This is a genomic window from Pseudomonas berkeleyensis, assembly GCF_014109765.1.
Lineage (GTDB): Bacteria > Pseudomonadota > Gammaproteobacteria > Pseudomonadales > Pseudomonadaceae > Aquipseudomonas > Aquipseudomonas berkeleyensis.
In genome coordinates this window covers 4573055-4598548 of sequence record NZ_CP059139.1, presented here as the reverse complement: position 1 = coordinate 4598548, position 25494 = coordinate 4573055, and the positions used below count along the sequence as shown (strand labels likewise).

General features: G+C 63.2%; 24 protein-coding genes, 1 pseudogene and 1 riboswitch. Of the genes and pseudogenes, 17 read left to right on the top strand and 8 right to left on the bottom strand.

The window, feature by feature from the left end; genetic code table 11:
• Window position 1: 1 nt before the first annotated feature.
• The 7 genes from HS968_RS21295 (at window position 2) to hisC (ending at window position 5974) form a co-directional block, all read left to right on the top strand.
• A complete protein-coding gene (locus HS968_RS21295; RefSeq protein WP_182368583.1) occupies window positions 2–634 on the top strand; it encodes an MlaC/ttg2D family ABC transporter substrate-binding protein in 633 nt (210 codons plus the stop codon).
• Window positions 631–939, top strand: coding sequence for an STAS domain-containing protein (locus HS968_RS21290; protein WP_182368582.1), 309 nt, complete (start codon window positions 631–633; stop codon window positions 937–939). Before HS968_RS21295 ends, HS968_RS21290 begins: the two co-directional genes overlap by 4 nt.
• A gap of 245 nt (window positions 940–1184) precedes the next feature.
• Window positions 1185–1424: a BolA family protein gene (locus HS968_RS21285; protein ID WP_003459267.1), complete on the top strand. Its 240-nt coding sequence runs from the start codon at window positions 1185–1187 to the stop codon at window positions 1422–1424.
• Between the two features lie 22 nt (window positions 1425–1446).
• Complete coding sequence (murA, locus tag HS968_RS21280) at window positions 1447–2712, top strand: UDP-N-acetylglucosamine 1-carboxyvinyltransferase (protein ID WP_119694522.1); 1266 nt, start codon at window positions 1447–1449, stop codon at window positions 2710–2712.
• A gap of 63 nt (window positions 2713–2775) precedes the next feature.
• Window positions 2776–3411 (top strand): ATP phosphoribosyltransferase, encoded by a 636-nt coding sequence (hisG, locus tag HS968_RS21275; protein WP_182368581.1) that lies wholly within the window; start codon window positions 2776–2778, stop codon window positions 3409–3411.
• Between the two features lie 123 nt (window positions 3412–3534).
• Window positions 3535–4842 carry a histidinol dehydrogenase gene (gene hisD / locus HS968_RS21270; RefSeq protein ID WP_179622573.1) on the top strand — a complete coding sequence of 436 codons (1308 nt, stop codon included), beginning with the start codon at window positions 3535–3537 and terminating at the stop codon, window positions 4840–4842.
• A 79-nt stretch (window positions 4843–4921) separates the two neighbouring features.
• Window positions 4922–5974 carry a histidinol-phosphate transaminase gene (hisC, locus tag HS968_RS21265; RefSeq protein WP_182368580.1) on the top strand — a complete coding sequence of 351 codons (1053 nt, stop codon included), beginning with the start codon at window positions 4922–4924 and terminating at the stop codon, window positions 5972–5974.
• Between the two features lie 69 nt (window positions 5975–6043).
• Here hisC and algW read toward each other — a convergent pair whose 3' ends face one another.
• A complete protein-coding gene (algW, locus tag HS968_RS21260) occupies window positions 6044–7186 on the bottom strand; it encodes a Do family serine endopeptidase AlgW (RefSeq protein WP_182368579.1) in 1143 nt (380 codons plus the stop codon).
• 110 nt (window positions 7187–7296) lie between these two features.
• Between algW and HS968_RS21255 the strand changes: the two genes are divergently transcribed.
• From HS968_RS21255 to cysN, 3 genes are all read left to right on the top strand, one after another.
• A complete protein-coding gene (locus HS968_RS21255) occupies window positions 7297–8055 on the top strand; it encodes a Nif3-like dinuclear metal center hexameric protein (protein WP_182368578.1) in 759 nt (252 codons plus the stop codon).
• 350 nt (window positions 8056–8405) lie between these two features.
• Window positions 8406–9323, top strand: a complete 918-nt coding sequence (gene cysD, locus HS968_RS21250; protein ID WP_106737112.1) for a sulfate adenylyltransferase subunit CysD — start codon at window positions 8406–8408, stop codon at window positions 9321–9323.
• A 12-nt stretch (window positions 9324–9335) separates the two neighbouring features.
• Complete coding sequence (cysN, locus tag HS968_RS21245) at window positions 9336–11231, top strand: sulfate adenylyltransferase subunit CysN (protein ID WP_182368577.1); 1896 nt, start codon at window positions 9336–9338, stop codon at window positions 11229–11231.
• 97 nt (window positions 11232–11328) lie between these two features.
• Here the strand turns inward: cysN and lipA are convergent, their stop codons facing one another.
• From lipA to arfA, 3 genes and pseudogenes are all read right to left on the bottom strand, one after another.
• Window positions 11329–12381, bottom strand: coding sequence for a lipoyl synthase (gene lipA, locus HS968_RS21240; protein ID WP_182368576.1), 1053 nt, complete (start codon window positions 12379–12381; stop codon window positions 11329–11331).
• A gap of 155 nt (window positions 12382–12536) precedes the next feature.
• On the bottom strand, window positions 12537–13793 hold the full coding sequence (locus HS968_RS21235) for a lytic murein transglycosylase (RefSeq protein ID WP_182368575.1): 1257 nt from the start codon (window positions 13791–13793) through the stop codon (window positions 12537–12539).
• A gap of 80 nt (window positions 13794–13873) precedes the next feature.
• Window positions 13874–14020: pseudogene (gene arfA / locus HS968_RS21230) on the bottom strand (alternative ribosome rescue factor ArfA); the annotation flags it as partial.
• Window positions 14021–14262: 242 nt separating this feature from the next.
• On the opposite strand from arfA, the gene HS968_RS21225 reads away from it, so the two are divergent.
• The 4 genes from HS968_RS21225 to HS968_RS21210 all read left to right on the top strand — a co-directional run bounded on the left by HS968_RS21225 (window position 14263) and on the right by HS968_RS21210 (window position 17983).
• Window positions 14263–14904, top strand: coding sequence for a TetR/AcrR family transcriptional regulator (locus HS968_RS21225; protein WP_182368573.1), 642 nt, complete (start codon window positions 14263–14265; stop codon window positions 14902–14904).
• Window positions 14901–16550, top strand: coding sequence for an acyl-CoA dehydrogenase family protein (locus HS968_RS21220; protein WP_182368572.1), 1650 nt, complete (start codon window positions 14901–14903; stop codon window positions 16548–16550). The genes HS968_RS21225 and HS968_RS21220 overlap by 4 nt, the downstream gene beginning before the upstream one ends.
• Window positions 16551–16563: 13 nt before the next feature.
• Window positions 16564–16995: a PaaI family thioesterase gene (locus tag HS968_RS21215; RefSeq protein WP_182368571.1), complete on the top strand. Its 432-nt coding sequence runs from the start codon at window positions 16564–16566 to the stop codon at window positions 16993–16995.
• Between the two features lie 52 nt (window positions 16996–17047).
• Window positions 17048–17250, top strand: a riboswitch (cobalamin riboswitch).
• Between the two features lie 52 nt (window positions 17251–17302).
• Window positions 17303–17983, top strand: coding sequence for an energy-coupling factor ABC transporter permease (locus tag HS968_RS21210; RefSeq protein ID WP_182368569.1), 681 nt, complete (start codon window positions 17303–17305; stop codon window positions 17981–17983).
• 9 nt (window positions 17984–17992) lie between these two features.
• On the opposite strand, the gene HS968_RS21205 is transcribed toward HS968_RS21210, so the two are convergent.
• Entirely contained in the window at window positions 17993–18712 is a 720-nt protein-coding gene (locus HS968_RS21205) for a hypothetical protein (RefSeq protein ID WP_182368568.1), read from the bottom strand.
• A gap of 67 nt (window positions 18713–18779) precedes the next feature.
• Here HS968_RS21205 and amn point away from each other — a divergent pair, with 67 nt between their 5' ends.
• Both amn and HS968_RS21195 read left to right on the top strand, forming a co-directional pair.
• A complete protein-coding gene (gene amn, locus HS968_RS21200) occupies window positions 18780–20312 on the top strand; it encodes an AMP nucleosidase (RefSeq protein ID WP_182368567.1) in 1533 nt (510 codons plus the stop codon).
• Between the two features lie 103 nt (window positions 20313–20415).
• On the top strand, window positions 20416–21225 hold the full coding sequence (locus HS968_RS21195; protein WP_182368566.1) for a hypothetical protein: 810 nt from the start codon (window positions 20416–20418) through the stop codon (window positions 21223–21225).
• Window position 21226: 1 nt separating this feature from the next.
• Here the strand turns inward: HS968_RS21195 and HS968_RS21190 are convergent, their stop codons facing one another.
• Window positions 21227–22198, bottom strand: coding sequence for a threonine dehydratase (locus HS968_RS21190; protein WP_119694538.1), 972 nt, complete (start codon window positions 22196–22198; stop codon window positions 21227–21229).
• A gap of 80 nt (window positions 22199–22278) precedes the next feature.
• Here HS968_RS21190 and HS968_RS21185 point away from each other — a divergent pair, with 80 nt between their 5' ends.
• Entirely contained in the window at window positions 22279–23619 is a 1341-nt protein-coding gene (locus tag HS968_RS21185) for an aminotransferase-like domain-containing protein (protein WP_182368565.1), read from the top strand.
• A gap of 202 nt (window positions 23620–23821) precedes the next feature.
• Here HS968_RS21185 and HS968_RS21180 read toward each other — a convergent pair whose 3' ends face one another.
• Window positions 23822–24268, bottom strand: coding sequence for an acetyltransferase (locus HS968_RS21180; protein ID WP_182368563.1), 447 nt, complete (start codon window positions 24266–24268; stop codon window positions 23822–23824).
• A gap of 59 nt (window positions 24269–24327) precedes the next feature.
• On the bottom strand, window positions 24328–25359 hold the full coding sequence (gene ahr / locus HS968_RS21175; protein WP_179622548.1) for an NADPH-dependent aldehyde reductase Ahr: 1032 nt from the start codon (window positions 25357–25359) through the stop codon (window positions 24328–24330).
• Between the last annotated feature and the right edge of the window lie 135 nt (window positions 25360–25494).

Genomic DNA, 25494 nt, shown 5'->3' with positions numbered 1-25494 from the left:
CATGTTCAAAACCGTGCGTAATTCCCTGCTGGCGCTCCTGGCTGCCATGCCATTGCTGGCCCTGGCTGCACCGAGTGCGCATGAGGTGGTGCAGCAGACCACCGACACCCTGCTGGCTGACCTCAAGGCCAACAAGGATCGCTACCGCAGCGATCCGAACGCTTTCTACCAGTCGCTCAATGACATTCTTGGTCCGGTGGTCGATGTCGACGGTATTTCCCGTGGTGTGATGACCGTGCGCTATTCGCGCCAGGCATCGCCGGAGCAGATGAGCCGCTTCCAGGAGAACTTCAAACGCAGCCTGATGCAGTTCTACGGCAACGCCCTGCTCGAGTACAACAACCAGGACATTCGCGTGCTGCCGGGCAGTGGCAAGGCGGAGGGCGATCGTACTTCGGTCGGCATGGAAATTCGTGACGGCAAGGGCGCCGTCTATCCGCTGTCCTACACCATGGTGTCGCTCGATGGCACCTGGAAGCTGCGTAACGTGGTGATCAACGGCATCAACATCGGCAAGCTGTTCCGTGACCAGTTCGCCCAGTCGATGCAGAGCAACCGCAACGACCTGGACAAGGTCATCGACACCTGGGCCGATACCGTGGCCAGGGCACGTCAGGCTCGGGGCGAGTCGTGAGCCAGGCGAGCATCACCGAGCGTGCACCTGGGCAATTGCAGCTCGCAGGTGTGCTGGACTACAGCACCGGCCCGTTGCTGCGTGAAAAGGGTGCGCGGCTGATTGCCACCAGCCCTGTGGCGCGCCTGGCGCTCGACTGTAGCGCTGTGGAGAAGTCCAGCAGCGTTGGTTTGGCGCTGCTGCTGGCGTTCACGCGTGATGCGCGCAAGGCCGGGCGTGAACTGTCGATCAGTGCGCTGCCCAAGGACATGCGCCAGATCGCTCAGGTCAGTGGCCTGCTGGACGTGTTGCCGCTGGAATCGTAGCAAGACCGAGGTGAGTAGGGCGTACTCGCGCAGCAGTCCGCCGCAGGTGTTCCAATGAGGCTTAGCGGGGGCGACTCCGGCATGGCGAGGTGGGCTGTTCGCCTCGCTCCTGAGTCTGCCCTGGCGTCGATTTTTTCTGGCGTTCCGTCAGCGCCGCTATGTGCGGGGTTCGCAGGCGGGGGGCTTTTTTGTATGATGGCCGACCCGCGGGCTCAGGTGCCCGAATGCGTCAGTCGAGGTCGAGCATGCAGGCTGCAGAAGTAAAAAGCCTCCTAGAGGAAAAACTCCCGAATACCCAGGTCGAAGTGGAAGGCGAAGGCTGCAACTTCCAGCTCAACCTGATCAGCGACGAGCTGGCCGCTCTCAGCCCGGTCAAGCGTCAGCAACAGATCTATGCCCACCTCAATGCCTGGATCGCCGATGGCAGCATCCACGCCGTGACCATGAAATTCTTCAGCCAGGCCGACTGGGCCGCGCGTTCCTGAGCCTGCGGGCAACGAGATTCCTATGGATAAACTGATCATTACCGGTGGCGCTCGCCTCGATGGCGAAATCCGCATTTCCGGGGCGAAAAACTCTGCCCTGCCGATTCTTGCAGCGACTCTGCTGGGCGATGCGCCTGTCACTATCTGCAACCTGCCGCACCTGCACGACATCACCACCATGATCGAGCTGTTCGGTCGTATGGGCATCGAGCCGGTTATCGACGAGAAACTGGCGGTGGAAGTCGATGCGCGTGCGATCAAGACCTTGGTCGCGCCTTACGAACTGGTCAAGACCATGCGCGCTTCGATCCTGGTGCTCGGCCCGATGGTCGCTCGCTTCGGTGAAGCCGAAGTGGCGCTGCCTGGCGGTTGCGCCATCGGTTCGCGCCCGGTCGACCTGCACATCCGTGGCCTTGAAGCCATGGGCGCGATCATCGATGTCGAAGGCGGCTACATAAAGGCCAAGGCGCCGGAAGGCGGCCTGCGCGGCGCGCACTTCTTCTTCGATGTGGTCAGTGTGACCGGCACCGAGAACATCATGATGGCCGCGGCCCTGGCGAAGGGGCGCTCCGTTCTGGAGAACGCCGCGCGTGAGCCCGAGGTTGTCGACCTGGCCAACTGCCTGATCGCCATGGGTGCGAAGATTCAGGGCGCTGGTACCGACACCATCATCATCGATGGCGTCGAGCGTCTGCACGGTGCTCGCTTCAACGTCATGCCGGATCGTATCGAGACCGGTACCTATCTGGTTGCCGCTGCCGTCACCGGTGGTCGGGTCAAGTTGAAGGACGTCGATCCGAGCACGCTGGAAGCCGTTCTGGTCAAGCTTCAGGAAGCGGGTGCTGAAATCACCACCGGCCCTGACTGGATCGAGCTGGACATGAAGGGCAAACGCCCCAAGGCCGTGAACCTGCGTACCGCTCCTTATCCTGCATTCCCCACCGACATGCAGGCGCAGTTCATCGCGCTGAACGCCATTGCCGAAGGCACTGGTACCATCATCGAAACGGTTTTCGAAAACCGTTTCATGCATGTCTATGAGATGCTGCGCATGGGCGCCAACATCCTGGTCGAGGGCAACACTGCCATCGTTACCGGGGTGGAGAAACTCAAGGGCGCTCCGGTCATGGCGACCGATCTGCGAGCCTCCGCCAGTCTGGTGCTGGCTGCACTGGTGGCTGATGGCGATACGCTGATCGACCGCATCTACCACATCGACCGTGGTTACGAGTGCATCGAGGAAAAACTGCAATTGCTGGGTGCCAAGATCCGTCGCGTTCCGGGTTAAGCCCTCATCGCCGTATGGCCGCTCCTGAGTCGGAGCGGCCACTTCCGTTCAAGGAACCGTTTCATGCTAACCATCGCCCTGTCCAAAGGCCGTATTCTCGATGACACCCTGCCGCTGTTGGCGGCGGCCGGTATCGAACCGACCGAAAATCCGGACAAGAGCCGCAAGCTGATCATCCCCACCACGCAGGATGACGTTCGCCTGCTGATCGTGCGCGCCACCGATGTGCCGACCTATGTCGAGCATGGTGCGGCCGACCTCGGTGTGGCCGGCAAGGACGTGCTGATGGAGTACGGTGGTCAGGGAATCTACGAACCGCTGGATCTGCAGATCGCCAAGTGCAAGCTGATGACTGCCGGCAAGGTCGGTGCGCCGGAGCCGAAAGGGCGTCTGCGCGTGGCCACCAAGTTCGTCAACGTCGCCAAGCGCTACTATGCCGAGCAGGGCCGTCAGGTCGACATCATCAAGCTGTACGGCTCGATGGAGCTGGCGCCGCTGGTGGGGCTGGCTGACAAGATCATCGACGTGGTCGATACCGGCAACACCCTGCGTGCCAACGGTCTTGAACCGCAGGAAATGATCGCTACGATCAGCTCGCGGCTGATCGTCAACAAGGCGTCGATGAAGATGCAGCACGCGCGCATCCAGGCGTTGATCGAAACTCTGCGTGGCGCCGTCGAGGCGCGACATTCGCACTGATACCTTTCGCGCGGCGAAATGCCGCGCGCGCCTATCCGTGTCATAGCCAAATTCTCAGGTGCCCGCACGGTGGGCTTGCTACTCTAGCGGCGCCTGAGATTCGCCATTACACGAGGCTTTGCCATGACCGCTCCCATCGCTGTTCGCCGACTCAACGCCGCTGACCAGGACTTCGCCCGACACCTGGATCATCTGCTGAGCTGGGAGAGTGTGTCTGACGATGGCGTCAACCAGCGTGTACTGGAAATCATCCAGGCCGTGCGTGAGCGTGGCGACGCCGCCCTGGTCGAATACACCCAGCGTTTCGATGCTCTTGAAGTCGCCAGCATGGCCGATCTGATCCTGCCGCGTGAGCGTCTGGAACTGGCCCTGACCCGCATCAGCGTCGAGCAACGCCAGGCGCTTGAAGTGGCGGCTGAGCGCGTGCGCAGCTACCACGAAAAGCAGAAACAGGATTCCTGGCGTTACACCGAAGCCGACGGCACCGTGCTGGGCCAGAAGGTCACCCCGCTGGATCGTGCCGGTCTGTATGTGCCGGGTGGCAAGGCCTCCTATCCGTCGTCGGTGCTGATGAATGCCATTCCGGCCAAGGTCGCCGGCGTGCCCGAGGTGGTGATGGTGGTGCCGACTCCGCGCGGCGAGATCAACGAAATCGTCCTCGCTGCCGCCGCTATCGCTGGTGTCGATCGCGTCTTCACCATCGGTGGTGCTCAAGCCGTCGCTGCGCTGGCCTATGGCACCGAGAGCGTGCCGCCGGTGGACAAGATCGTCGGCCCCGGCAACATCTATGTCGCCACCGCCAAACGCCACGTGTTCGGCAAGGTCGGCATCGACATGATTGCCGGGCCTTCCGAGATTCTTGTGGTCTGCGATGGCCAGACCGATCCGGACTGGATCGCCATGGATCTCTTCTCCCAGGCCGAGCACGACGAGGACGCTCAGTCGATCCTAGTCAGCCCTGATGCCGACTTCCTTGACCGCGTCGCTGAAAGCATCGCCAAGCTGCTGCCGACCATGGAACGTGCCGAGATCATCCGCACCTCGCTGGAAGGTCGTGGCGCGTTGATTCAGGTGGCCGATATGGCGCAGGCCATTGAAGTGGCCAACCGTATCGCCCCAGAACACCTGGAGCTGTCGGTGGCTGACCCGGAGGCCTGGCTGCCGCAGATTCGCCACGCCGGCGCGATCTTCATGGGCCGTTACACCGCAGAAGCCTTGGGCGACTACGTGGCTGGCCCGAATCACGTGCTGCCGACCTCTGGCACCGCGCGTTTTTCCTCGCCGCTGGGGGTTTATGACTTCCAGAAGCGCTCGTCGATCATCTTCTGCTCGCCGGATGGCGCGTCGGAGCTGGGCAAGAGCGCCTCGGTGCTGGCCCGTGGCGAGTCGCTGACCGCGCATGCGCGCAGCGCCGAGTACCGAATCAAGTGATGTAGGGCGCGTCACGCGCGCCTGTTGATTATCCGTGGTGCGCACAGCGCACCCTACGCATTCGAGGAGAGAAGGGCAGATGAGCAAATTCTGGAGCCCCTTCGTCAAAGACCTGGTGCCTTACGTACCAGGTGAGCAGCCCAAGCTGAGCAAGCTGGTCAAGCTCAACACCAATGAGAACCCCTATGGCCCGTCGCCGAAGGCCATCGCGGCCATGCAGGCCGAGCTGAGCGACAATCTGCGGTTGTACCCGGATCCCAACAGCGACCGTCTGAAGCAGGCGGTCGCTGACTATTACGGCGTACAGACCAGCCAGGTATTCGTCGGCAATGGCTCCGACGAGGTGCTGGCGCACGCTTTCCATGGTCTGTTCCAGCACGGCAAGCCGTTGCTGTTCCCGGACGTCACCTACAGCTTCTACCCGGTTTATTGCGGGCTTTACGGCATCGACTACGAGGCGCTGCCGCTGGATGATGACTTCCAGATTCGTGTCGAGGATTACGCGCGTCCGAATGCCGGCATCATCTTCCCCAACCCCAATGCGCCGACTGGCTGCCTGTTGCCGCTCGATGCCGTCGAGCGTCTGCTGCAGGGTAGCCCGGACTCCGTGGTGCTGGTGGATGAAGCCTACATCGACTTCGGTGGCCAGACGGCCATCAGCCTGGTCGACAAGTACCCGAATCTGCTGGTCACCCAGACCCTGTCCAAGTCGCGTTCGCTGGCTGGTCTGCGCGTCGGCATTGCGGTCGGTCATCCGGATCTGATCGAGGCGCTGGAGCGGATCAAGAACAGCTTCAACTCCTATCCGCTCGACCGCATGGCCATCGTTGGTGCGGCTGCGGCGTTCGAGGATCGTGATTACTTCGAGAAGACCTGCAAGCAGGTGATTGACAGTCGCGAGGTGGTGGTTGCCGGTTTGCAGGCTCTGGGGTTCGAGGTACTGCCCTCGGCGGCGAATTTCGTCTTCGCTCGTCATCCAGGCAAGGATGCGGCCACGCTGGCGGCGGGCTTGCGCGAGCAGGGCGTGATTGTGCGGCACTTCAAGCAGCAGCGCATCGCTCAGTTCCTGCGTATCACCATTGGTACGCCGGAGCAGAATCAGGCGCTGCTGGATGCATTGCAGGGGCTCTGACGCCCCACGACTGCTTGCAGCAGAACATAAAAAAGCCGGCGTAATGCCGGCTTTTTCGTTGCATGAAACTCAGTTGTCGTTGACTGGCGGGCGGATGCCGATTTCGGCGGTCAGCTGCAGCTGCTTGCCATTGCGCAGCACTTCGATGCGAATCTTGTCGCCTGGCTTGGTGCGTGCCACCTGGTTCATCGAGCGGCGGCCATCACTGGCGGGTTCGCCGTCGATGCTGAGGATCAGGTCGCCCGGTTGCAGTCCTGCACGCTGTGCCGGTCCGTCGCGGTAAACGCCGGCGACGACGATGCCTGGGCGGCCATCGAGGCCAAAGGACTCGGCCAGTTCGGGCGTCAGCGGTTGTACTTCGACGCCCAGGTAGCCGCGGATCACCTGGCCGTGCTCGATGATCGCCTGCATCACTTCCATCGCCAGTTTGACCGGGATGGCGAAACCGATGCCTTGCGAGCCCCCAGACTTGGAGAAAATCGCGGTATTGATCCCCACCAGGTTGCCGTGGGCATCGACCAGCGCGCCGCCAGAGTTTCCTGGGTTGATCGCGGCGTCGGTCTGGATGAAGTCTTCGTAGGTATTGAGGCCCAACTGGTTACGCCCGGTAGCGCTGATGATGCCCATGGTCACGGTCTGGCCGACGCCGAAGGGGTTGCCGATCGCCAGGGTGACGTCACCGATGCGTATGCTGTCGGAGCGGCCCAGGGTGATTGCCTGCAGATTCGGCAGGTCGATCTTCAGTACCGCCAGATCGGTCTCCGGGTCGTTGCCGATCACCCGGGCCAGGGTTTCGCGACCGTCTTTCAGTGCCACGACGATCTGGTCGGCGCCGCTGACCACGTGGTTGTTGGTCAGCAGGTAGCCTTCACGGCTCATCAGCACCGCCGAGCCAAGGCTCGACTCCATGCGCTGCTGGCGGGGCAGGTTGTCGCCGAAGAAGCGGCGGAAGGTCGGGTCTTCGAACAATGGGTGGGCGGGTTTGCTCACCAGCTTGGTGGTGTACAGGTTGGCGACGGCTGGCGACGCGGTGTCCACGGCCTCGGCATAGGACACCGGGCCTTCCTGCAAGCGACTGTAGATGGGGGCCTGCACCAGTTGCACTTCCTGCCGTGGCAGACCGACCCATTCGGGGTATTGCTGAATCAGCAACAGGGCCAGCAGCACGCCGACCAGCAAGGGCCAACCGAGAAAACGCAGTGCCTGGGGCATCGAGACAATCCTGAGGGTTGCGAGGGCCAAAGGTGACCCTTAAGGTGGCGCATTATAGTGAGGTGCTCGCCAATAAGGCAGCGGCCCGCAACAGCTTGAGAGGAATCTTCATGGCCATTGCCCTGACCACATTAGTGGGAGAAGCTGACGCTTTTCTGAACGCGTCGCGCATCAGTGATTACTGCCCGAATGGGCTGCAGGTCGAAGGCCGTCCGCAGGTGAGTCGAATTGTCAGTGGTGTCACGGCGAGCCAGGAACTGATCGAAGCAGCCATCGAGGCCGAAGCCGATGTTCTGCTGGTTCATCACGGCTATTTCTGGAAGGGTGAAAACCCCTGCGTTACCGGTATGAAGCAGCGTCGGCTCAAGGCGTTGCTGGCCAATGAGATCAGTCTGCTGGCCTATCATCTGCCGCTGGACGTGCATCCCGAAGTGGGCAACAACGTGCAGCTGGCGCGTCAGCTCGGTATCGTCGTCGAAGGGCCGCTGGAGCCGGAGAATCCGCGCACCGTGGGCCTGGTGGGTTCGCTGGAAGAACCAATGAGTGCGCAGGATTTTGCTCGCCATGTGCAGCAGGTGCTAGGGCGTGAACCCTTGTTGATCGAAGGCGAGGGGCTGATTCGCCGTGTCGGCTGGTGCACGGGGGGCGGGCAGGGCTATATCGATACGGCTGTCGCTGCTGGCGTTGATCTGTACCTGACTGGCGAGGCTTCCGAGCAGACCTTCCACAGTGCACGCGAGAACGGTCTGAGCTTCATCGCCGCTGGTCACCACGCTACCGAGCGTTACGGTGTGCAGGCGTTGGGCGATTATCTGGCGCGCCGCTTCGCGCTGGAACACCTTTTTATCGACTGCCCAAATCCGGTCTGAGAACCTGCTCACGATCTGCTGCGTGTCGGTTCTACTGCGTTAAAAGCAGGCTCGGATCGCTCATTTATAACTCGTAAAGTCGAGCGCGACCCCGAGCGCTCCTCGCCTGTTTGACTCGCCGGCGCTCGCCCTTCGGGCCAGCCTTTGGCTGTTACTCCCGCTGGTCGTTGCGCCCTGTATAGCTCTAGCTCGAGAGATCGTGAACAGGTTCTGAACAGGGCTTTCCTCCAGGCATAAAGCTAGATCGTTTCGATCTAAGTGCCGCCCTGAATAGAAGAGAGCGCTGTGCTAGAGTGCGCGCTCGTCCAAGGCCCGTCGGCCTGAATAATATCGTTATCCCGTGAGTAGCCATGCTCGACAAACTGACGCACTTGAAACAGCTCGAGGCGGAAAGTATCCACATCATTCGTGAAGTGGCCGCCGAATTCGACAACCCGGTGATGCTCTATTCCATCGGTAAGGATTCCGCCGTGATGCTGCATCTGGCACGCAAGGCGTTCTTTCCCGGCAAGCTGCCGTTTCCGGTGATGCACGTCGACACGCGCTGGAAGTTCCAGGAGATGTACAGCTTTCGCGACAAGATGGTCAGCGAGATGGGCCTGGATCTGATCACCCACATCAACCCCGATGGTGTGGCGCAGGACATGAACCCCTTCACCTACGGCAGTGCCAAGCACACCGACGTGATGAAGACCGAAGGCCTCAAGCAGGCGCTGGACAAATACGGCTTCGACGCCGCCTTCGGTGGTGCGCGTCGCGACGAAGAGAAGTCGCGCGCCAAAGAGCGTGTCTACTCCTTCCGTGACAGCAAGCACCGCTGGGATCCGAAGAATCAGCGTCCCGAGCTGTGGAACGTGTACAACGGCAAGGTGAAGAAGGGTGAGTCGATTCGCGTCTTCCCGCTGTCGAACTGGACCGAGCTGGATATCTGGCAGTACATCTACCTGGAACAGATTCCAATCGTGCCGCTGTACTTCGCCGCCGAGCGTGAAGTGATCGAGAAGAACGGCACGCTGATCATGATCGACGACGAGCGCATCCTCGAACACCTGTCCGATGAAGAGAAAGCACGCATCACCAAGAAGATGGTGCGTTTCCGCACCCTGGGCTGCTACCCGCTGACCGGCGCGGTGGAGTCCACGGCTGCCACCTTGCCGGACATCATCCAGGAAATGCTCCTGACCCGTACTTCCGAACGCCAGGGCCGCGTGATCGATCACGACGCCGCCGGGTCGATGGAAGAAAAGAAACGTCAGGGCTATTTCTAAGGATCGCGCACCATGAGTCATCAATCCGATTTGATCAGCGAGGACATCCTCGCGTACCTGGCCCAGCACGAACGTAAAGAGCTGCTGCGCTTTCTCACCTGCGGCAACGTCGACGACGGCAAGAGCACGCTGATCGGCCGTTTGCTGCACGACTCCAAGATGATCTACGAAGATCACCTGGAGGCTATCACCAAGGATTCCAAGAAGGTCGGCACCACCGGTGACGAAGTGGATCTAGCGCTGCTGGTCGACGGTCTGCAGGCCGAGCGCGAGCAAGGCATCACCATCGACGTGGCCTACCGCTACTTCTCCACCGCCAAACGCAAGTTCATCATCGCCGACACCCCCGGCCATGAGCAGTACACGCGCAACATGGCCACTGGTGCTTCGACCTGCGACCTGGCGATCATCCTCATCGATGCGCGTTACGGTGTGCAGACCCAGACTCGCCGACACAGCTTCATTGCCTCCTTGCTGGGCATCAAGCACATCGTCGTCGCCATCAACAAGATGGATCTGAAGAACTTCGATCAGGCCGTTTTCGAGCAGATCAAGGCTGAATACCTGGCGTTCGCCGAGAAGATCAACCTGCGTCCGACCACCCTAGAGTTCGTGCCGATGTCAGCGCTCAAGGGTGACAACGTGGTCAACAAGTCCGAGCGCTCGCCCTGGTACACCGGCCAGTCGCTGATGGAGATCCTCGAGACAGTCGAGGTTTCCGGTGATCGCAATTTCGATGACCTGCGCTTCCCGGTGCAGTACGTCAATCGGCCGAACCTCAACTTCCGTGGCTTCGCCGGCACTCTGGCCAGCGGTATCGTGCGCAAGGGCGATGAAGTCGTGGCACTGCCCTCGGGCAAGAGCAGTCGGGTCAAGTCCATCGTCACTTTCGAAGGCGAACTGGAGCAGGCCGGCCCGGGTCAGGCGGTCACCCTGACCCTTGAGGACGAGATCGATGTGTCGCGTGGCGACATGCTGGTTCATGCCGACAACCGTCCGCAGGTCACCGATGGTTTCGAAGCGATGCTGGTGTGGATGGGCGAAGAGCCGATGCTGCCGGGCAAGAAGTACGACATCAAGCGCGCTACCAGCTACGTGCCTGGTTCGATCCCCAGCATCGTTCACCGCGTGGATGTGAATACTCTGGAGCAGGGCGCCGCCAGTGAGCTGAAACTCAACGAGATCGGTCGGGTCAAGGTCGCGCTGGATGCATCGATCGCACTGGATGGCTATGAATACAACCGCACCACGGGTGCCTTCATCGTTATCGATCGCCTGACCAATGGCACCGTCGGTGCGGGCATGATCATCGCCGATCCGGTCACTCATGGCGGCGGTCAGCATGGTCGCCTGGCTCATGTGTCCACCGAGGAGCGCTCCCTGCGTTTTGGCCAGCAGCCGGCTACCGTGCTGTTCTCCGGCCTGTCCGGTGCGGGCAAGAGCACTCTGGCTTATGCCGTCGAGCGCAAGCTGTTCGACATGGGCCGCGCCGTGTACGTGCTCGATGGCCAGAACCTGCGCCACGACCTGAACAAAGGGCTGCCGCAGGATCGTGCCGGGCGTACCGAGAACTGGCGTCGTGCCGCCCATGTGGCGCGTCAGTTCAACGAAGCCGGCTTGCTGACTCTGGCCGCGTTCGTCGCTCCAGATGCCGAGGGACGCGAGCAGGCCAAGGCGTTGATCGGTAACGAGCGTCTGATCACTGTCTACGTGCAGGCTTCGCCGCAGATCTGCGCCGAGCGCGATCCGCAGGGTTTGTATGCCGCCGGTGGCGACAACATTCCTGGTGAAGGTTTCCCCTATGATGTGCCGCTGGACGCCGATCTGGTGATCGATACCCAGTCGCAGTCGGTCGAAGAGGGCGTGAAGGCGGTGCTGGATCTGCTGCGTCAGCGCGGCGCGATCTGAGTTACTGCAATGCCGTTCTCGCCAGCCAGGTCTGGTGATAACGGCGAACGAAAAAACGGGGCATATAGCCCCGTTTTTTTGTGCCTGACGGTGAGGGTCAGTTCAGATTCAGCGCCGGGATCAGGCTGCTGTTGATGTCCTGGCCAGGCACCGGTACCGGGGCTGCAAGGCCCAGGTTGTTCTTCTCGAACACGCGGTCAGCACGGTAGCTTGAGCGCACCAGCGGGCCCGCCGCGACCTCCATGAAACCCTTTTCCAGGCCGATGTCGCGCAAGCGGTTGAACTCTTCCGGGCTGACCCAGCGCTGCACCTTCAGGTGGTTACGCGTTGGTTGCAGGTATTGGCCGAGGGTGAGGATGTCCACACCGATGGCGCGCAGGTCATCCATGGTTTCCAGGATTTCCTCGTCTGTTTCACCCAGGCCCAGCATCAAGCTGGTCTTGGTCAGCACCTGCGGGCGGTGGCGCTTGGCGTGGGCCAGCACGTTCAGCGTCTTTTCGTAGCCGGCGCGTGGATCACGCACGACATGGGTCAGGCGCTTAACGGTTTCGACGTTCTGTGCGAAGACTTCGAGGCCAGAGTCCACCACGCGCTCGATAGCTTGATGATCGCCGTCGAAGTCGGGCGTCAGGGCCTCGACCACTACCTGCGGCGTGTTTTCCTTGATCGCTCGTACGCAGGCTGCATAGTGGCCCGCGCCGCCGTCCTCGAGGTCGTCGCGATCCACCGAGGTCAGCACGATATAGCGCAGCGCCATCAGCTCCACCGACTTGGCGGTGTTCTGCGGCTCTTCCAGATCCAGCCAGCCATTGGGGTTGCCGGTGTCCACGGCGCAGAAACGGCATGCACGGGTGCACACCGAACCCATCAGCATGATGGTGGCCGTGCCGTTGGACCAGCACTCGCCCATGTTCGGGCAATGCGATTCCTGGCACACGGTGCTCAGGCGATGTTCGCCGACGTTGCGTTTGACTGCTTCGAAGCGGCTGCCGCCAGGGGCTTTTACCCGCAGCCACTTGGGCTTGGGTTCGAAGACCTGGGGTTCGGCCGAGGCACGGCGCTTCTGGCCGTCCTTGATCGCAGTGATGCCCTGAGCAGTGCGAAATTTTTCGCCGCTGGCAACGGTTTTAGGCGAGGACGTGTCTGACATCGGAAATCTGGACTCCGGTAGAGGCTCCATTGGCGGGGGCTTGTGGCCGCCCGGCAGTCTATCACAGAAGGTGTATGCAGGCGCCGGGGCCGCTTGTCGACAAAGCTGGCCCCCAGGGTGCCGCGGTGCGCGCGGCGCAGCCTACGGCAGAGCGGTCAGCGGCCGCGCAGCTGCTGCAGCAGTTGTTGGGTGGGGTAGCCGTCCGCCGGCCAGTTCAGCTGCAATTGCAGGGCGCGAATGGCCTTGCGTGTGTTGGCGCCGATGATGCCGTCGGCAGGGCCGGGATCGAAACCATTCACGGTCAGCAGCTCCTGCAGCTCGATACGCTCGCTGCGGCCTAATTGGTGCTCGTCACGTGGCCAGCTTCCCTGAACTGTCGTTGGGCGCACCAGGTTGTCGGCGAGCAGACCGATGGCCAGGGCATAGGAGGTGGAGTTGTTGTACTTGAGGATGCTGCGGAAGTTGTCCAGCAAGAGGAATGCCGGGCCGCGGTGACCGGCAGGCAGCGACAGGTTGGCGCGAGCATTGGCGGCGGCACCGGTAGGCGACAGCGGACGCACGCCAAGCTCGGCCCATTCGGTCAGGGTGCGGCGTTGCTCCGGGTCGGCCAGAGAGTAGTCGAAGCCTGCCGGTAGACGTACTTCGAAACCCCAGGGTTGGCCGCGCTGCCAGCCCGAGGATTGCAGGTAATGAGCGGCAGAGGCCAGGGCATCGCTGGAGGAACTCCACAGGTCGCGCTTGCCATCGCCATCGAAATCGACGGCGTGCTGGTTGTAGGTGGTGGGCATGAACTGGGTCTGGCCCATGGCGCCGGCCCAGGAACCGATCATGCGATCGCTGGGGATGTCACCATGCTGCAGAATCTGCAGGGCGGCCAGCAGCTGGGTGCGCCAGAAGGCCTGACGACGGCCTTCGAAAGCCAGCGTGGACAGCGAACGGATCACACTGTGGCTGCCAATGTTGCTGCCGAAGTTGCTTTCCAGGCCCCAGATCGCCACCAGTATGCGGGCTTCTACCCCGTACTGTTGCTCGATGCGCTGTAGCACGCTGTTGTGCTGCGCCAGCAGAACACGCCCGCGGCCGATACGGCTGGAGGACACGGCGCCATCAAGGTATTCCCACACCGGTCGGGTGAATTCTGGTTGGCTACTGTCGGCCTTGAGTACGGCCGGGTCAGGGCTGATGCCGGCAAATGCTCGGTCGAACACGGCAGCATCGATGCCATTGGCCAGCGCTTCATTGCGCAATGCTTGCTGCCATTCGGAGAAGCTTGGCGCTGGAGCCGTGGGCGTCGTCTGCGTGACGGCGGGGCTGGGTGTCGCCGGCAGGCTTTCAGCGGGAGCCTGAGCGCAGGCTGCCAGCAGGAGGATAGGGAGCAGGGCCAGAGTGCGGCGAGGTAGCTGAGGTGGCATGTCTATCTCAAAGCGTTTAGCAGGTCGCTACCTTAGCATGCCCGTGCTGTAGACAGGGCTATCAGCGTGTTTACGTGGCCCATAAAGCAAGAAGCCTCCCAATTGTGGGAGGCTTCGCGGCGGTAACTGCCTTTGCCTTTCTGCGGTCGCTCCTGGCGGGAACGGAACAGTGGCTGGGCGACGATGGATTTGGCCTTGTTCGGCCGCTTTGCGGCTTTCTTGCTCATACGGTGATCCTCGGTTGAGCCTGCTCCCATGCAGGCGCGGGGACTATGCGCCGCTGTACAGAAAATGTCCAGATGCTAGGGAGACGCTTCAAAGCTTGAGCCCTGACAAATGACAGATACATCTGGCTTTGAGGCAATCGCACGCTCTCGGCGCTTCTTCGGCCGCAGTTTTGGCCGGATCGTCCCTTTAGTGATGGTCTGAATCCTGATTCACTAAATACGGGTGAATCAGGATTCAGACCATGGCCTACCGCATCACCGAAGCTCGACTCGACCGTGACCAGGCGCTGCGCGAGCGTATCCTTGCTTGCGCCTTGCAGCGCGTCAGCGCGGGTGGTTTCGCGGCGCTGACGATGCAGGCACTGGCCGAGGATGTCGGCATCGCTACTGGCAGCCTGTACCGCCACTTTCGCAGCAAGGGTGAACTGGCCGCCGAAGTCTTCGCCGCCGCCAGCCAGCGGGAGGTCGACGCTCTGGCCATGGCATTGCGCGGCTCTGGTAGTGCTGCCGAGCGTCTGCGTACTGGCCTGGAGCAGTTCGCCGCCCGCGCCTGGCATAGCCGCCGCCTGGCCTTCGCCTTGATCGCCGAACCGGTCGACCCGGAGGTCGATGAGCAGCGCCTGCTCTATCGCGAAGCCTATGCCGAGTTGTTCATCGAGCTTCTGGAAGAAGGTGTCCGCGCCGGCGAATTTCGGGTCGAGCAGATCGGCCTGGTTGCGGCCTGTCTGGTGGGGGCAATCGCTGAATCCCTCATCGGGCCGCTGTCGCCGCCCGCTCGTGCCGCTCGTGAAGCGGGCCAACCCACCTTGGAGCTGGCGCAGGTCAGCGCCAGCCTTGCCACTTTCTGCCTGCGCGCCGTCGGCGCCGAGGAGCCTTCGCGATGAAACCTAGCCTGCATGCCGAAACCCATGAGGTGTTCAACCAGGTGCCGAGCCTGGACGGCGCCAACCTCTATCGCCTCGATCTACCGTTGCAGGAATGGATTCGTCGCTACGACGGTGGTTGGGCGGACGAGCGCCTGAGCGCTTATGGCGCACTGGCCGGCGGTGCATTGATGCAGGCCGGCTTTCTCGCCAACGAGAACAAGCCGGTGTTCAAGAGCCATGACCGCTATGGCAACCGCATCGATCTGGTGGAGTTTCACCCGGCCTATCACGAGTTGATGCGCACGGCCGTCGAGCATGGTCTGCCGTCACTGCCCTGGACAGACCCACGCGCTGGCGCGCATGTCGCCCGTGCCGGCTTGACCTATATGCACAGCCAGGCCGAAGCAGCGAGCGGCTGCCCATTGACCATGACCTTCGCCGCCGTGCCGGCCATTCGCTTGCAGCCCAACGTCGCCGAGCAATGGCTGCCGAAGATCCTCGCGACCGAGTACGACCCGCGCAACTTGCCGATGGAACAGAAGGCTGGTGTCACCATTGGCATGGCCATGACCGAGAAGCAGGGCGGCACCGACGTGCGCGCCAACACCACCCGCGCTTATCCCATCGGTCTCGGCGGGCCGGGGCAGGGTTACGAGCTGGTCGGCCATAAATGGTTCTGCTCGGCGCCGATGTGCGATGCCTTCCTCACCCTGGCTTACACCGACAAGGGCTTGTCGTGCTTCCTGCTGCCGCGTCATCGCCCGGACGGCACGCGCAACCAGTTCTATATCCAGCGCCTGAAGAACAAGCTGGGCAACTGGGCCAACGCCTCCAGCGAGGTGGAATACCGTGGCGCCTTCGCCTGGATGCTCGGCGAGGAAGGGCGCGGCGTGCCGACCATCATCGAGATGGTGGCCATGACCCGCTTCGACTGCATGGTCGGCTCCAGTAGCCTGATGCGCCAGGCCCTGACCCAGGCCGCGCACCACTGCGCACACCGTCAGGTGGGCGGCAAGCGGCTCGCCGACCAGCCGCTGATGCAGAACGTACTCGCCGATCTGGCGCTGGAAAGCGAAGCCGCGCTGGCGCTGTGCATGCGCATGGGGCGTGCGCTCGACCAGCAGCATGACGAGCAGGAAGACAAGTTCGCCCGCCTGGTCACTGCCGTGGGCAAGTACTGGATCTGCAAACGCGCGCCGGAAATGATCTACGAGGCGAGCGAGTGCATGGGCGGCGCCGGTTACGTCGAGGAAACCATCCTGCCGCGTCTGTATCGCGAAGCGCCGGTCAACTCGATCTGGGAAGGTTCGGGTAACGTGCAGTGTTTGGACGTGCTACGCGCTTTGTCCAAGGAACCGGGCGTACTCGATGCGCTGTTCGCCGAGCTGGGCGATGGCCATGGCGATGCTCGTCTGAAGGCACATATTCAGCGTCTGAAAGCCGATTTTGCCGATACCGCCGATATCCAGTACCGCGCGCGCCAGCTCACCGAGGATATGGCCGTGGCGCTGCAGGCCAAGCTGCTGCTGGAGGCGGGCAACGCCACCGTCTCCGATGCCTTTATCGCCAGCCGCCTGGAGGGCCGTGGCCGGGTCTACGGCACCTTGCCGCGTGGTGTCGACGTCGAGGCACTGCTGGCACGCAGCACGCCTCACCTGGCCTGATCGGAGGTTCGCCATGCACGCCCATCCGCGTTATCGGGAGTTGGTCGAGCGAGGCTTCGCCGATGCCAACTTCATCAATGACCTGGGCATTCGCGCCACCGACTGCGGCCCGGGTTGGGTCGAGGCGGAGCTGGATATCCAGCTCCGCCACCTGCAGCAGAACGGTTTCATCCATGCTGGTGTGCAGACCACTCTGGCCGATCATGCTGCCGGTGCCGCCGCTGCGACGCTGGTGGCCGAGGGGCAGACGGTGCTGACCCTGGAGTTCAAGGTCAACCTGCTGCGTCCGGCGCGCAGTGCACGCCTGTTCTGCCGCGCCGAAGTACTCAAGGCCGGGCGCCAGGCCACGGTGGTCGAGGCCGAGGTGTTCGGCGAGGAGGGCGGCCAGAAGCGCCTGTACAGCAAGGCTTCGGTGACCATGGCGGTGGTGACGTTGCCGGCCTGAACGAGGGCTGAAAGCGGATTGTCTGGCACGCTGTTTTTTAGCAGGGCAGGCGAGTAATCTTGCGCTCGATGGTTCTGCGTGCACGCATGTGGCGCGGATGAAAAGGGAACAGGGTGCGGCGAATCTCGCCAATGCCCTGGCTGCCCCCGCAACTGTAAGCGGCGAACGATGCCCTCATGCCACTGACTCCGGTCGGGAAGGCGGGCGGAGTGCCAAGCCGTGAGCCAGGAGACCTGCCATCGACAACGGGCGTTTCGCCCAACCTTCATCCGAATCGTCGCGCGGTGGGCGCGAACAAGGAACTCGCATGCATATCGAACCCGGTGTCGTCGAAGGCGCCAAGATCCTCCTCAGCTACGCAACGGCCGTCACCGCTTTCGGTCTGACCGCCAAACTCGCCCTGGACAGCGTACGCAACAACGGCGGTGTCGCCGCCCTGGTGTTGCGCAGCCTGCTGACCACCGCCCTGGTGTTCTGCTTCTTCGAAGTCTTCCCGCATCACCCGGTGGGTGTTTCCGAGGTGCATCTGATCCTCGGTTCTACCCTGTTGTTGCTGTTCGGTGCCGGTGCAGCAGCCATCGGTCTGGCGGCTGGTTTGCTGCTGCAGGGGCTGCTATTCGCTCAGTTCGACCTGCCGCAGTACGGCATGAACGTCACCACGCTGCTTATCCCGTTGTGGGGCATCAGCCTGCTGGCCAAGCGCATCGTTGCGCCGGGTACCGCCTACGTCGATCTTTCCTACAAGCAGGCACTGGCGCTGTCGACTGCCTACCAGGGTGGCATCGTCGCTTGGGTCGCGTTCTGGGCCTTCTACGGTCACGGTTTCTCCAGCGAAAACCTGGCAGCCGTGGGCAGCTTCGGCCTGGCCTACATGAGCGTGATCCTGATCGAGCCGCTTATCGACCTGGGCGTGCTGGCCGGTGCCAAGGCGTTGTCGCGCTTCAGCCAGGGGCCGCTGTTCAACGTGCGCCTGCACCAGGCAGCCTGACCCAGTCGCTTAGCGGCGGCGCTGCCAGATCATCTTGCCGGTATTGCTCTCGGTGACCAGGTACTGGTCGCTGAAGCGGTAGTAGGCGGCGGGTTGATAATCGGCGGCGCCTGCCAGGCGCACCATCAGCATGCCGTCCTGGCTGCGCCAGTGGCCGCTGTACTGCACCTCGCCAGGGCTGTCGTAGCTCCAGTCGCTGCCGCCGCCGGCCGAGCGGCTCCACTGCGTGACGCTGCCATCGGCGTTCAACTGCAGGGTTATCACGGTGTTGAACGAGGCGAAATTGGCGCCGCCGCTATTGATGATCTTCTCGTGTACCCAAGTGCCGACCAGTGCCGAATCCTGAACGCCTGCTGCGGACGGCATTGCTGCTGCTTCGCGCTGGAATAGCGCCTGACGTTCCAGTACCTCGCCATTGCGTGGGTTGCGAGCTGCAATGCTGGTGTTGAGCATGGCGTTGGCATAGGTGGCGTTCATGTTGGCCAGCAGCAGGCCGGACTGTGGATCGCTGATCTCGGCGCGCAGCACCTGTCCATCGTAGTGGCCCTTCAGATTCAGGCGTAGGGTCTGATTCTCAACGTATTGCCCCTCAATCTGATTGCCCTGCTGGCGCAGAATCAGCACGGTCGGCTGGCCGTCTAGCGTGGCCTGGTAGTGACCGTCCAGCTCACCAGCCTGAACGCTGAAGCAGGAAACGACGGCCAGCAGCAGAAGGATTGGACGAAGCATGGTAATGACCTCCGACGAGTAGCTCCAAGTCTAGTCTCGGCCGTCGGGTGGTGAGTCCTGTCGCGCTATGTTTTCGTCACCGTATGCAGGCAAGATAGGCGCGTACGTTCAGTCAGGAAGATGCACAGTGAAAGCCTGCTCAGATGATTTCATCGTTGCCCTCACTCCCGAAGAGGCGGTCGATCGCCTCGCCGCGTTGCACCAGGAGGCCACTGGCGCCCTGGGCCACGCGCTCAAGCGCTACCTCAAGGAACGCATCCGTCCCGATGCCAGCGAGCACTGCCTGTTCCGCTACCCCGAATTGCGCCTGACCTACCTGTGCCAGGGCGAGGTGCCGACCACCGTGCGCGCCTACGCCAAGGTGCAGGTACCGGGCACCTACGCCATCACCGTGACCCAGCCGGCGGCCTTCCGTAAATACCTGCTGGAGCAGCTACGCCCGCTGATGAACGACTTCACCCTGCGTGTGGAAGTCGGCCGCAGCCAGCAGAACATTCCTTACCCGTACGTGGTCGAGGGCGGCGATGAGCTGGCCGGCAGTGGCGTGACCGCCGCCGAGCTGGCGCGCGTATTCCCCAGCACCGACCTGTCCGCCGCCACCGACGGCACCGCCGATGGCCTGTACGACTGGGAGAACATCGATCCGCTGCCGCTGGCACTGTTCGACGCGGCGCGTACCGACTTCTCGCTCAAGCGCATCCAGCACTACACCGGCAGCGACTGGCGCCATGTGCAGCCGTGGATCCTGCTGACCAACTATCACCGCTATGTCGATCAGTTCATCCGCCACGGCTTGGACATGCTGGTGGGCGACTCGCGCTTCACCCGTATGGTGCTGCCGGGCAACGTGGTGGTCGAGCGCGGCATGGCCGAAGGCGAGATGCAGGCGATCATCGAGAACGTGGTCTGGCACCGCTACCAGATGCCGGCCTACCACCTGCAGGCCGAGGACGGCCACGGTGTCACCCTGGTCAATATCGGTGTCGGCCCATCCAACGCCAAGAACATCACCGACCACCTCGCCGTGCTGCGTCCGCATTGCTGGTTGATGATCGGCCATTGCGGCGGCCTGCGTCAGTCGCAGACCATCGGCGACTACGTGCTGGCCCACGCCTATATGCGCCGCGACGGCATTCTCGACCGCGTGCTGCCGCCGCATATCCCGCTGCCGGCGCTGGCCGAAGTACAGCAGGCGCTACAGGAGGCCGCCAAACTGGTCACCGGCGAGCAGGGCGACGAGTTGAAGAAGCGCCTGCGCACCGGCACCGTGTTGACCTACGACGACCGCAACTGGGAGCTGCGCTGGGCCCAGGAGCGGCCGTTGATCAACCTGTCGCGTGCGGTGGCGGTGGACATGGAAAGCGGCACCATCGCCGCGCAAGGCTATCGCCTGCGGGTGCCCTACGGCACGCTGCTGTGCGTGTCGGACAAACCGCTGCACAGCGAGATCAAGCTGCCCGGCGCGGCCGGTGCTTTCTACGAGCGCGCTGTGACCCAGCACCTGCATATCGGCATCGCCGCGCTGGAGCTGATGCGCAGCCAGCTCAACTCGCTGCACTCGCGTAAGTTGCGCAGCTTCGATGAGCCGCCGTTCCGCTGATAAGCAGGGCGTGGCCTGACGCACAGTCCGGTCACGCCTTGGCGTTACCCCGCGGCATTCTGGTTTACACTCGCGCCCGTCATGGATGAACGAGGCGATACACATGGAACAGGCACGTCTGCTGCTCACGGCGCTGTGGGAACCCTTCAGCTTTTTCAGTCTTTTCCTCTACACCGGCCTGGCCCTCAGTCTCGGTGTTGTGGCTGGCCTGCTGCTGACCGTCAAGCTGCACCGATTGGGCTGGCTGGCACGTAACAACCGCTGGCACCACTGGCTGCTCAAACTCTACTTTCTACTGTTGCCGCTGGCAGGAGGTTTCCTCGGCTTTCAGGGTGGACTGTTGTATGGCAGCCAGCAGCAGATCAATCGCCATCTCGATAGCTATGCGCCCTTGGTGCAGGAACTGGCCGACGATATCTGGAGCGACTTTCAGGCCTATGTCGAGGCGCAGGAGGCGCAAGGGTTATTGGCGGTGCAGGATGTCAGCGTGCAGGCGCTGCTCAATCAGTTGGCGCTGGATTACCTGCGCAGCGAGCGGCTGCTGGAGGCTGCCGAGCGTGCCGAGGCATCGACCACCGAGCGTATCGCCTTCGACCTGCTCGACCGACTGCGTGCCAGTTTGCTGGGCAAGGCGATTGGCGAGATGGCTGTAGAGAAAACCGCCCGTTACAGCGGCTTCAACGAGAAGGTGCTGAATCAGGTGCTGGATGCCCGTATCGAGCAGCTGTTTCGCGCCGAGTTTCTGCTGGGGCTGCTCAAGCAGCAGATCGGTCACGTCTTCAAGCCGCTTTATATCGCGCTGCTGATCCAACTCGGACTCTTACTGGCGCTGATCGCGGCAGAGTGGGGCGTGTCGCGCTGGTTACGGCAGACGCCTGGACGTTTGCCTGCCGAGCCTCTGCCGCAAGCCTGAGTCAGGCCGCGACCGGCGCCTCGTCACGCAGCAGTTCGGCCAGCGCTGCGCGGTCGATGTTAGCGCCGCTGAGTACCACGGCCACGCGCTGGCCGGCATTGAGTTCACGCTCCTGCATCAGCGCAGCCAACGCGGCTGCGCCGGCACCTTCGGCGAGGTTGTGGGTGTCCTCGTGATAGGTGCGGATGGCGGCGCGAATTTCCTCATCGTCGACTCGCACGATGCGCGATACGCCGGCGCGGATCATGTCCAGCGCCAATTCCTGCGGCTGGCGGCAGGCCATGCCGTCGGCCAGCGTATCGGCGCGTTCGGTCTGCACCAGGCGGCCCTGCTCGAAACTCCGCGAATAGGCGTCGGCGCCGCTGGCGACCACGCCGACGATCTCGGTGTCGAGACCAAGCAGGTCGCGGGTGCGGATCATCCCGCAGATGCCCGAGCCGAGGCCGATGGGCACATACACCCGGCGCAGGTTCGGTACCGCCTCCAGCAGTTCCAGGGCGTAGGTGGCCACGCCGCGCACCAGATCCTCGTGTAGTGACGGCACCCAGTGCAGACCGTCGCGTTCGGCGATGCGCGCGGCTTCGGCGCGGGCTTCGTCGAAGTCGCGGCCATGTTCGATCACCTCGGCACCGAGGGCGCGCATCGCTGCGTTCTTCTCGCGAGCGTTGCCATGCGGCACCAGGATGCGAATCGCCAGGCCGGCCGCGCGTGCCGCCAGTGCCAGGCTCTGGCCGTGGTTGCCGCGGGTCGCTGTGACCAACCCGCATACCTGCGGTTCGCGACGCAGCAGGGCGTCGATATAGACCAGCCCGCCGCGCACCTTGAAGGCAGCGGTCGGGGCGTGATTCTCGTGCTTGACCCAGACCTCGCAGCTCAGGCGCTGGGCAAGCAACGGCCAGGCCAGTTGCGGCGTGGGCGCCATGTGGCGGTGAACCAGTTCAGCGCTCTGGCGCAGTTGGGCGAGGTCGAACATGACAGGCACTCCGAGTGGTGTTGACCTGGATGCTAGTGCGGTACATTGTATGGGTAAATCTTTATATTGCATGGCAAGCAATGTGGCTTCCTGACCTTCAAGACAGCGCCTTACCGACATACCTGGCATTGGTCGAAGCCATTGCCTCGGCCATCGGACGTGGTGAACTCAAGCCCGGCGAGCGCCTGCCGCCGCAGCGACGCCTGGCCTGGACGCTGGGCATCAACCCGAGCACGGTGATGCTCGCCTACCGTGAGGCCGCGCGTCGGCACCTGGTCTCTGGCGAGGTTGGGCGCGGCACCTACGTGCTGGCCGGCAGCCGCGAAGCGAGCCTGTTCCGGCTCAAGCAACCGACCGCGCAGGGCGATTTGATCGACCTGTCGACCAACGTGCCAGTGCATGATCCGGACAACCGTGACCTGTCCGCCAGCCTCGCTGCGCTGGCTGCACGTGGCGAGCTGGACGCGTTGCAGGCCTACCCGTCAGCGGCACTGGTCGAGCGTGCGCACTTGGCCGGCGTGACCTGGCTGCGTCGACGCGGCCTGGAACTGGCGCCGGGCGGCCTGCTGCTCTGCGCCGGTGCCCAGCAGGGTGTGTCGGCCGCGCTGCTGGCGCTGTGCGAAGCGGGCGAGCCGATCCTGGTGGAGCGCTACACCGCGCCGGGTATCAAGGCGGCCGCGCGCCAGTTGCGCCTGCCGCTGCACGGCGTGGCGATGGACGAGCACGGCATCCTGCCCGATGACCTCGACCGCCTGGCCCGTGCCACCGGGGCGCGTGTGGCGGTGTTCACGCCCTGTCTGCAGAACCCCACCGGCGCCAGTCTGGACGCCGAACGGCGCGCGGCCATCGCCGAGGTGGCGCGGCGCCGTGGCTTGTGGATCATCGAGGATGATGTCTACGGCGTGCTCGGCAGCGAGGCGCCACTGGCGGTGCAGCTTCCCGAGCGTTGCCTGTTGATCAGCAGCCTGTCCAAGAGCGTCGCGCCCGGATTGCGCCTGGGCTTTATCGCAGGCGCGCCGGAGCTGCTCGAACGCATCGATCCCGAGGCCCAGGCCACGCGCTGGGCCGTGACGCCGCTGAGTCTGGCACTGGGCTGCGAATGGATCGAAAGCGGCATTGCCGAACAGCGCCTGGCCTGGCAGATCGACGAGTTGCAACAACGCTGGCGTCTAGCCGCGCGCGTGCTCGGGCCGCGCATGCCGCAGGGTAGGGCGGTGGCACCACACCTGTGGCTGGACGCTGACGCGCCGGCAGGCCTGGCTGAGGCTTGTCGGCAGAACGGTGTGGAGGTGGTGCCGGCCGAGGTGTTCGCGGTGGAGGCCAATCCAGGAAATGCCGTGCGCATCAGCCTCGCGGCGGCAGCCAGTCGGGTCGAACTCAAGCGGGCATTGGAAGGGATCGTGGCGGCTTGGCCTGTTTAGCGCTGTAGGGCGTACCGGGACGCCGGCCGCTCGGAAGCAGTACGCCGTCGTGTTGGTGGAGCTGGAGTTGGCAATGAGTCGCCGAGAGCGTTTTGGGCTCGTGTGCGGTGCCTGCGTTTGCATGGGGCGGCGGGCTGTTCGCTGGCGCTCCTGAGCCCGCCCTACATGTTGGCGCCATGAGCGGTTGGCGTCTCGTGCCGCCCTACGGGGTTGTGAGTTGCATATGCAGGATCGGGAAGGGGCGGCCGCCACCGTCCAGGCGTGAGCGGTCGGTCACGACGAAACCCAGATGCTGGTAGAAACCCACAGCCTGCGGGTTCTGCTCGTTGACATCGACCCGGGTGGCGCCCAGCGTGTCGATGGCATGGCGCATCAGCCGTTTGCCCACGCCTTGGCCGTGGCAGGCCGGGTCGACGAAGAGCATTTCCACCATGTCTTCGCTGGTACCGAGAAAACCCAGTATTCGCCCCGACCCATCGCGCGCACAGGTCAGATGCACGGCTGGGAAATACTGCTCGCGCAGCAAGGGCTTGATCACCTGCAGGTCGCTTTCCGGCAGGAAGTGATGGGTGGCGCGCACGGCGGCCTCCCAGATTTCCACCAGGGTGGGCAGTTCGGTGTCGGTGGGTGTGTCGAGAGTCAGCGGCATGTCAGTAAGCATCGAAGATCAAACAGGGCGCAGAGCATGCCAGCTCTGCGCCCGTACTGTCATTTGCTGGCGTCCAGCACCACGCGATAGCGCGCCTTGCCGCTGCGCAGGTGGTCGATGGCCGCGTTCACCTGGCTCATGGGGAAGTGTTCGACCTGCGGCAGGATCTGGTGTCGTGCGCAGAACTCGAGCATGGTCGCCATACTCGATGGCGAGCCTACCGGCGAGCCGGACAGGCTCTTCTGCTGTGGGATCAGGTTGAACACATGCACCGGGATGGCGCTGGGCACGATACCGACGAAGTGCAGGCGGCCCTTGCCGCGCAGGGTGCCGAGCAGGGCAATCCAGTCGAGGTCCGCGCTGGCGGTGACCAGGAGGAAATCCAGGCTGCCGGCAATCGCCTTCATCGCCGCGCTGTCGGTGGAGGCCACCACCTTGTGTGCACCCAGGCGTTTGGCTTCGTCCTGCTTGCTCAGCGACGAGGTGAAGGCCGTCACCTCGCAGCCCCAGGCGTTGAGAAAGCGCAGCGCCAGGTGGCCGAGGCCGCCGATGCCGACCACGCCGACGCGGTCGGTCGGTTTGATGTCGAATTCCAGCAGCGGGCTGAATACCGTGGAGCCGGCGCAGAACAGCGGGCCGACCAGTGCCGGGTCGAGGCCTTCGGGCAGCGGCATGGCCCAGGCCCAGTGCGAACGCAAGCGATCGGCGAAACCGCCGTGACTGCCAACGATGGTTGGCTTCACCGAGCGGCACAACTGGTGCGAACCCTCCATGCACGAGCCGCAATGCATGCAACTGCCCTTGTACCAGCCGATGCCGACGCGCTGGCCCAGCTTGAGGCCGCGTGCCTGCTCGCCGAGACGGACGATGGTGCCGACCACCTCATGTCCGGGGATGAAGGGGTAGCGCGCATTGCCCCATTCGTTATCGATCATCGACTGGTCGGAGTGGCAGATGCCGCAATATTCCACCGCCACTTCCACCTCTTCGGCGCCGAGCGGGCCGGGGTCGTAGCTCAGGCGCTCCAGTGGCGCCTTGGGCGCCGTGGCGGCCCAGCCAGTGAAGGTGGCGAGTTCGTCGTTGTTGCTCATTGGTGGCACCTGATCGCAGGGGGTGAACCAGCAGCTTAGCCGCTCTGGCAGGACGTGGAAGCACCATCAGTGCCGCTTATCGTGGGTTACACTGCGCAGCTCATTTTCATCGAAGCCCGTTGCATGTCACGCCCT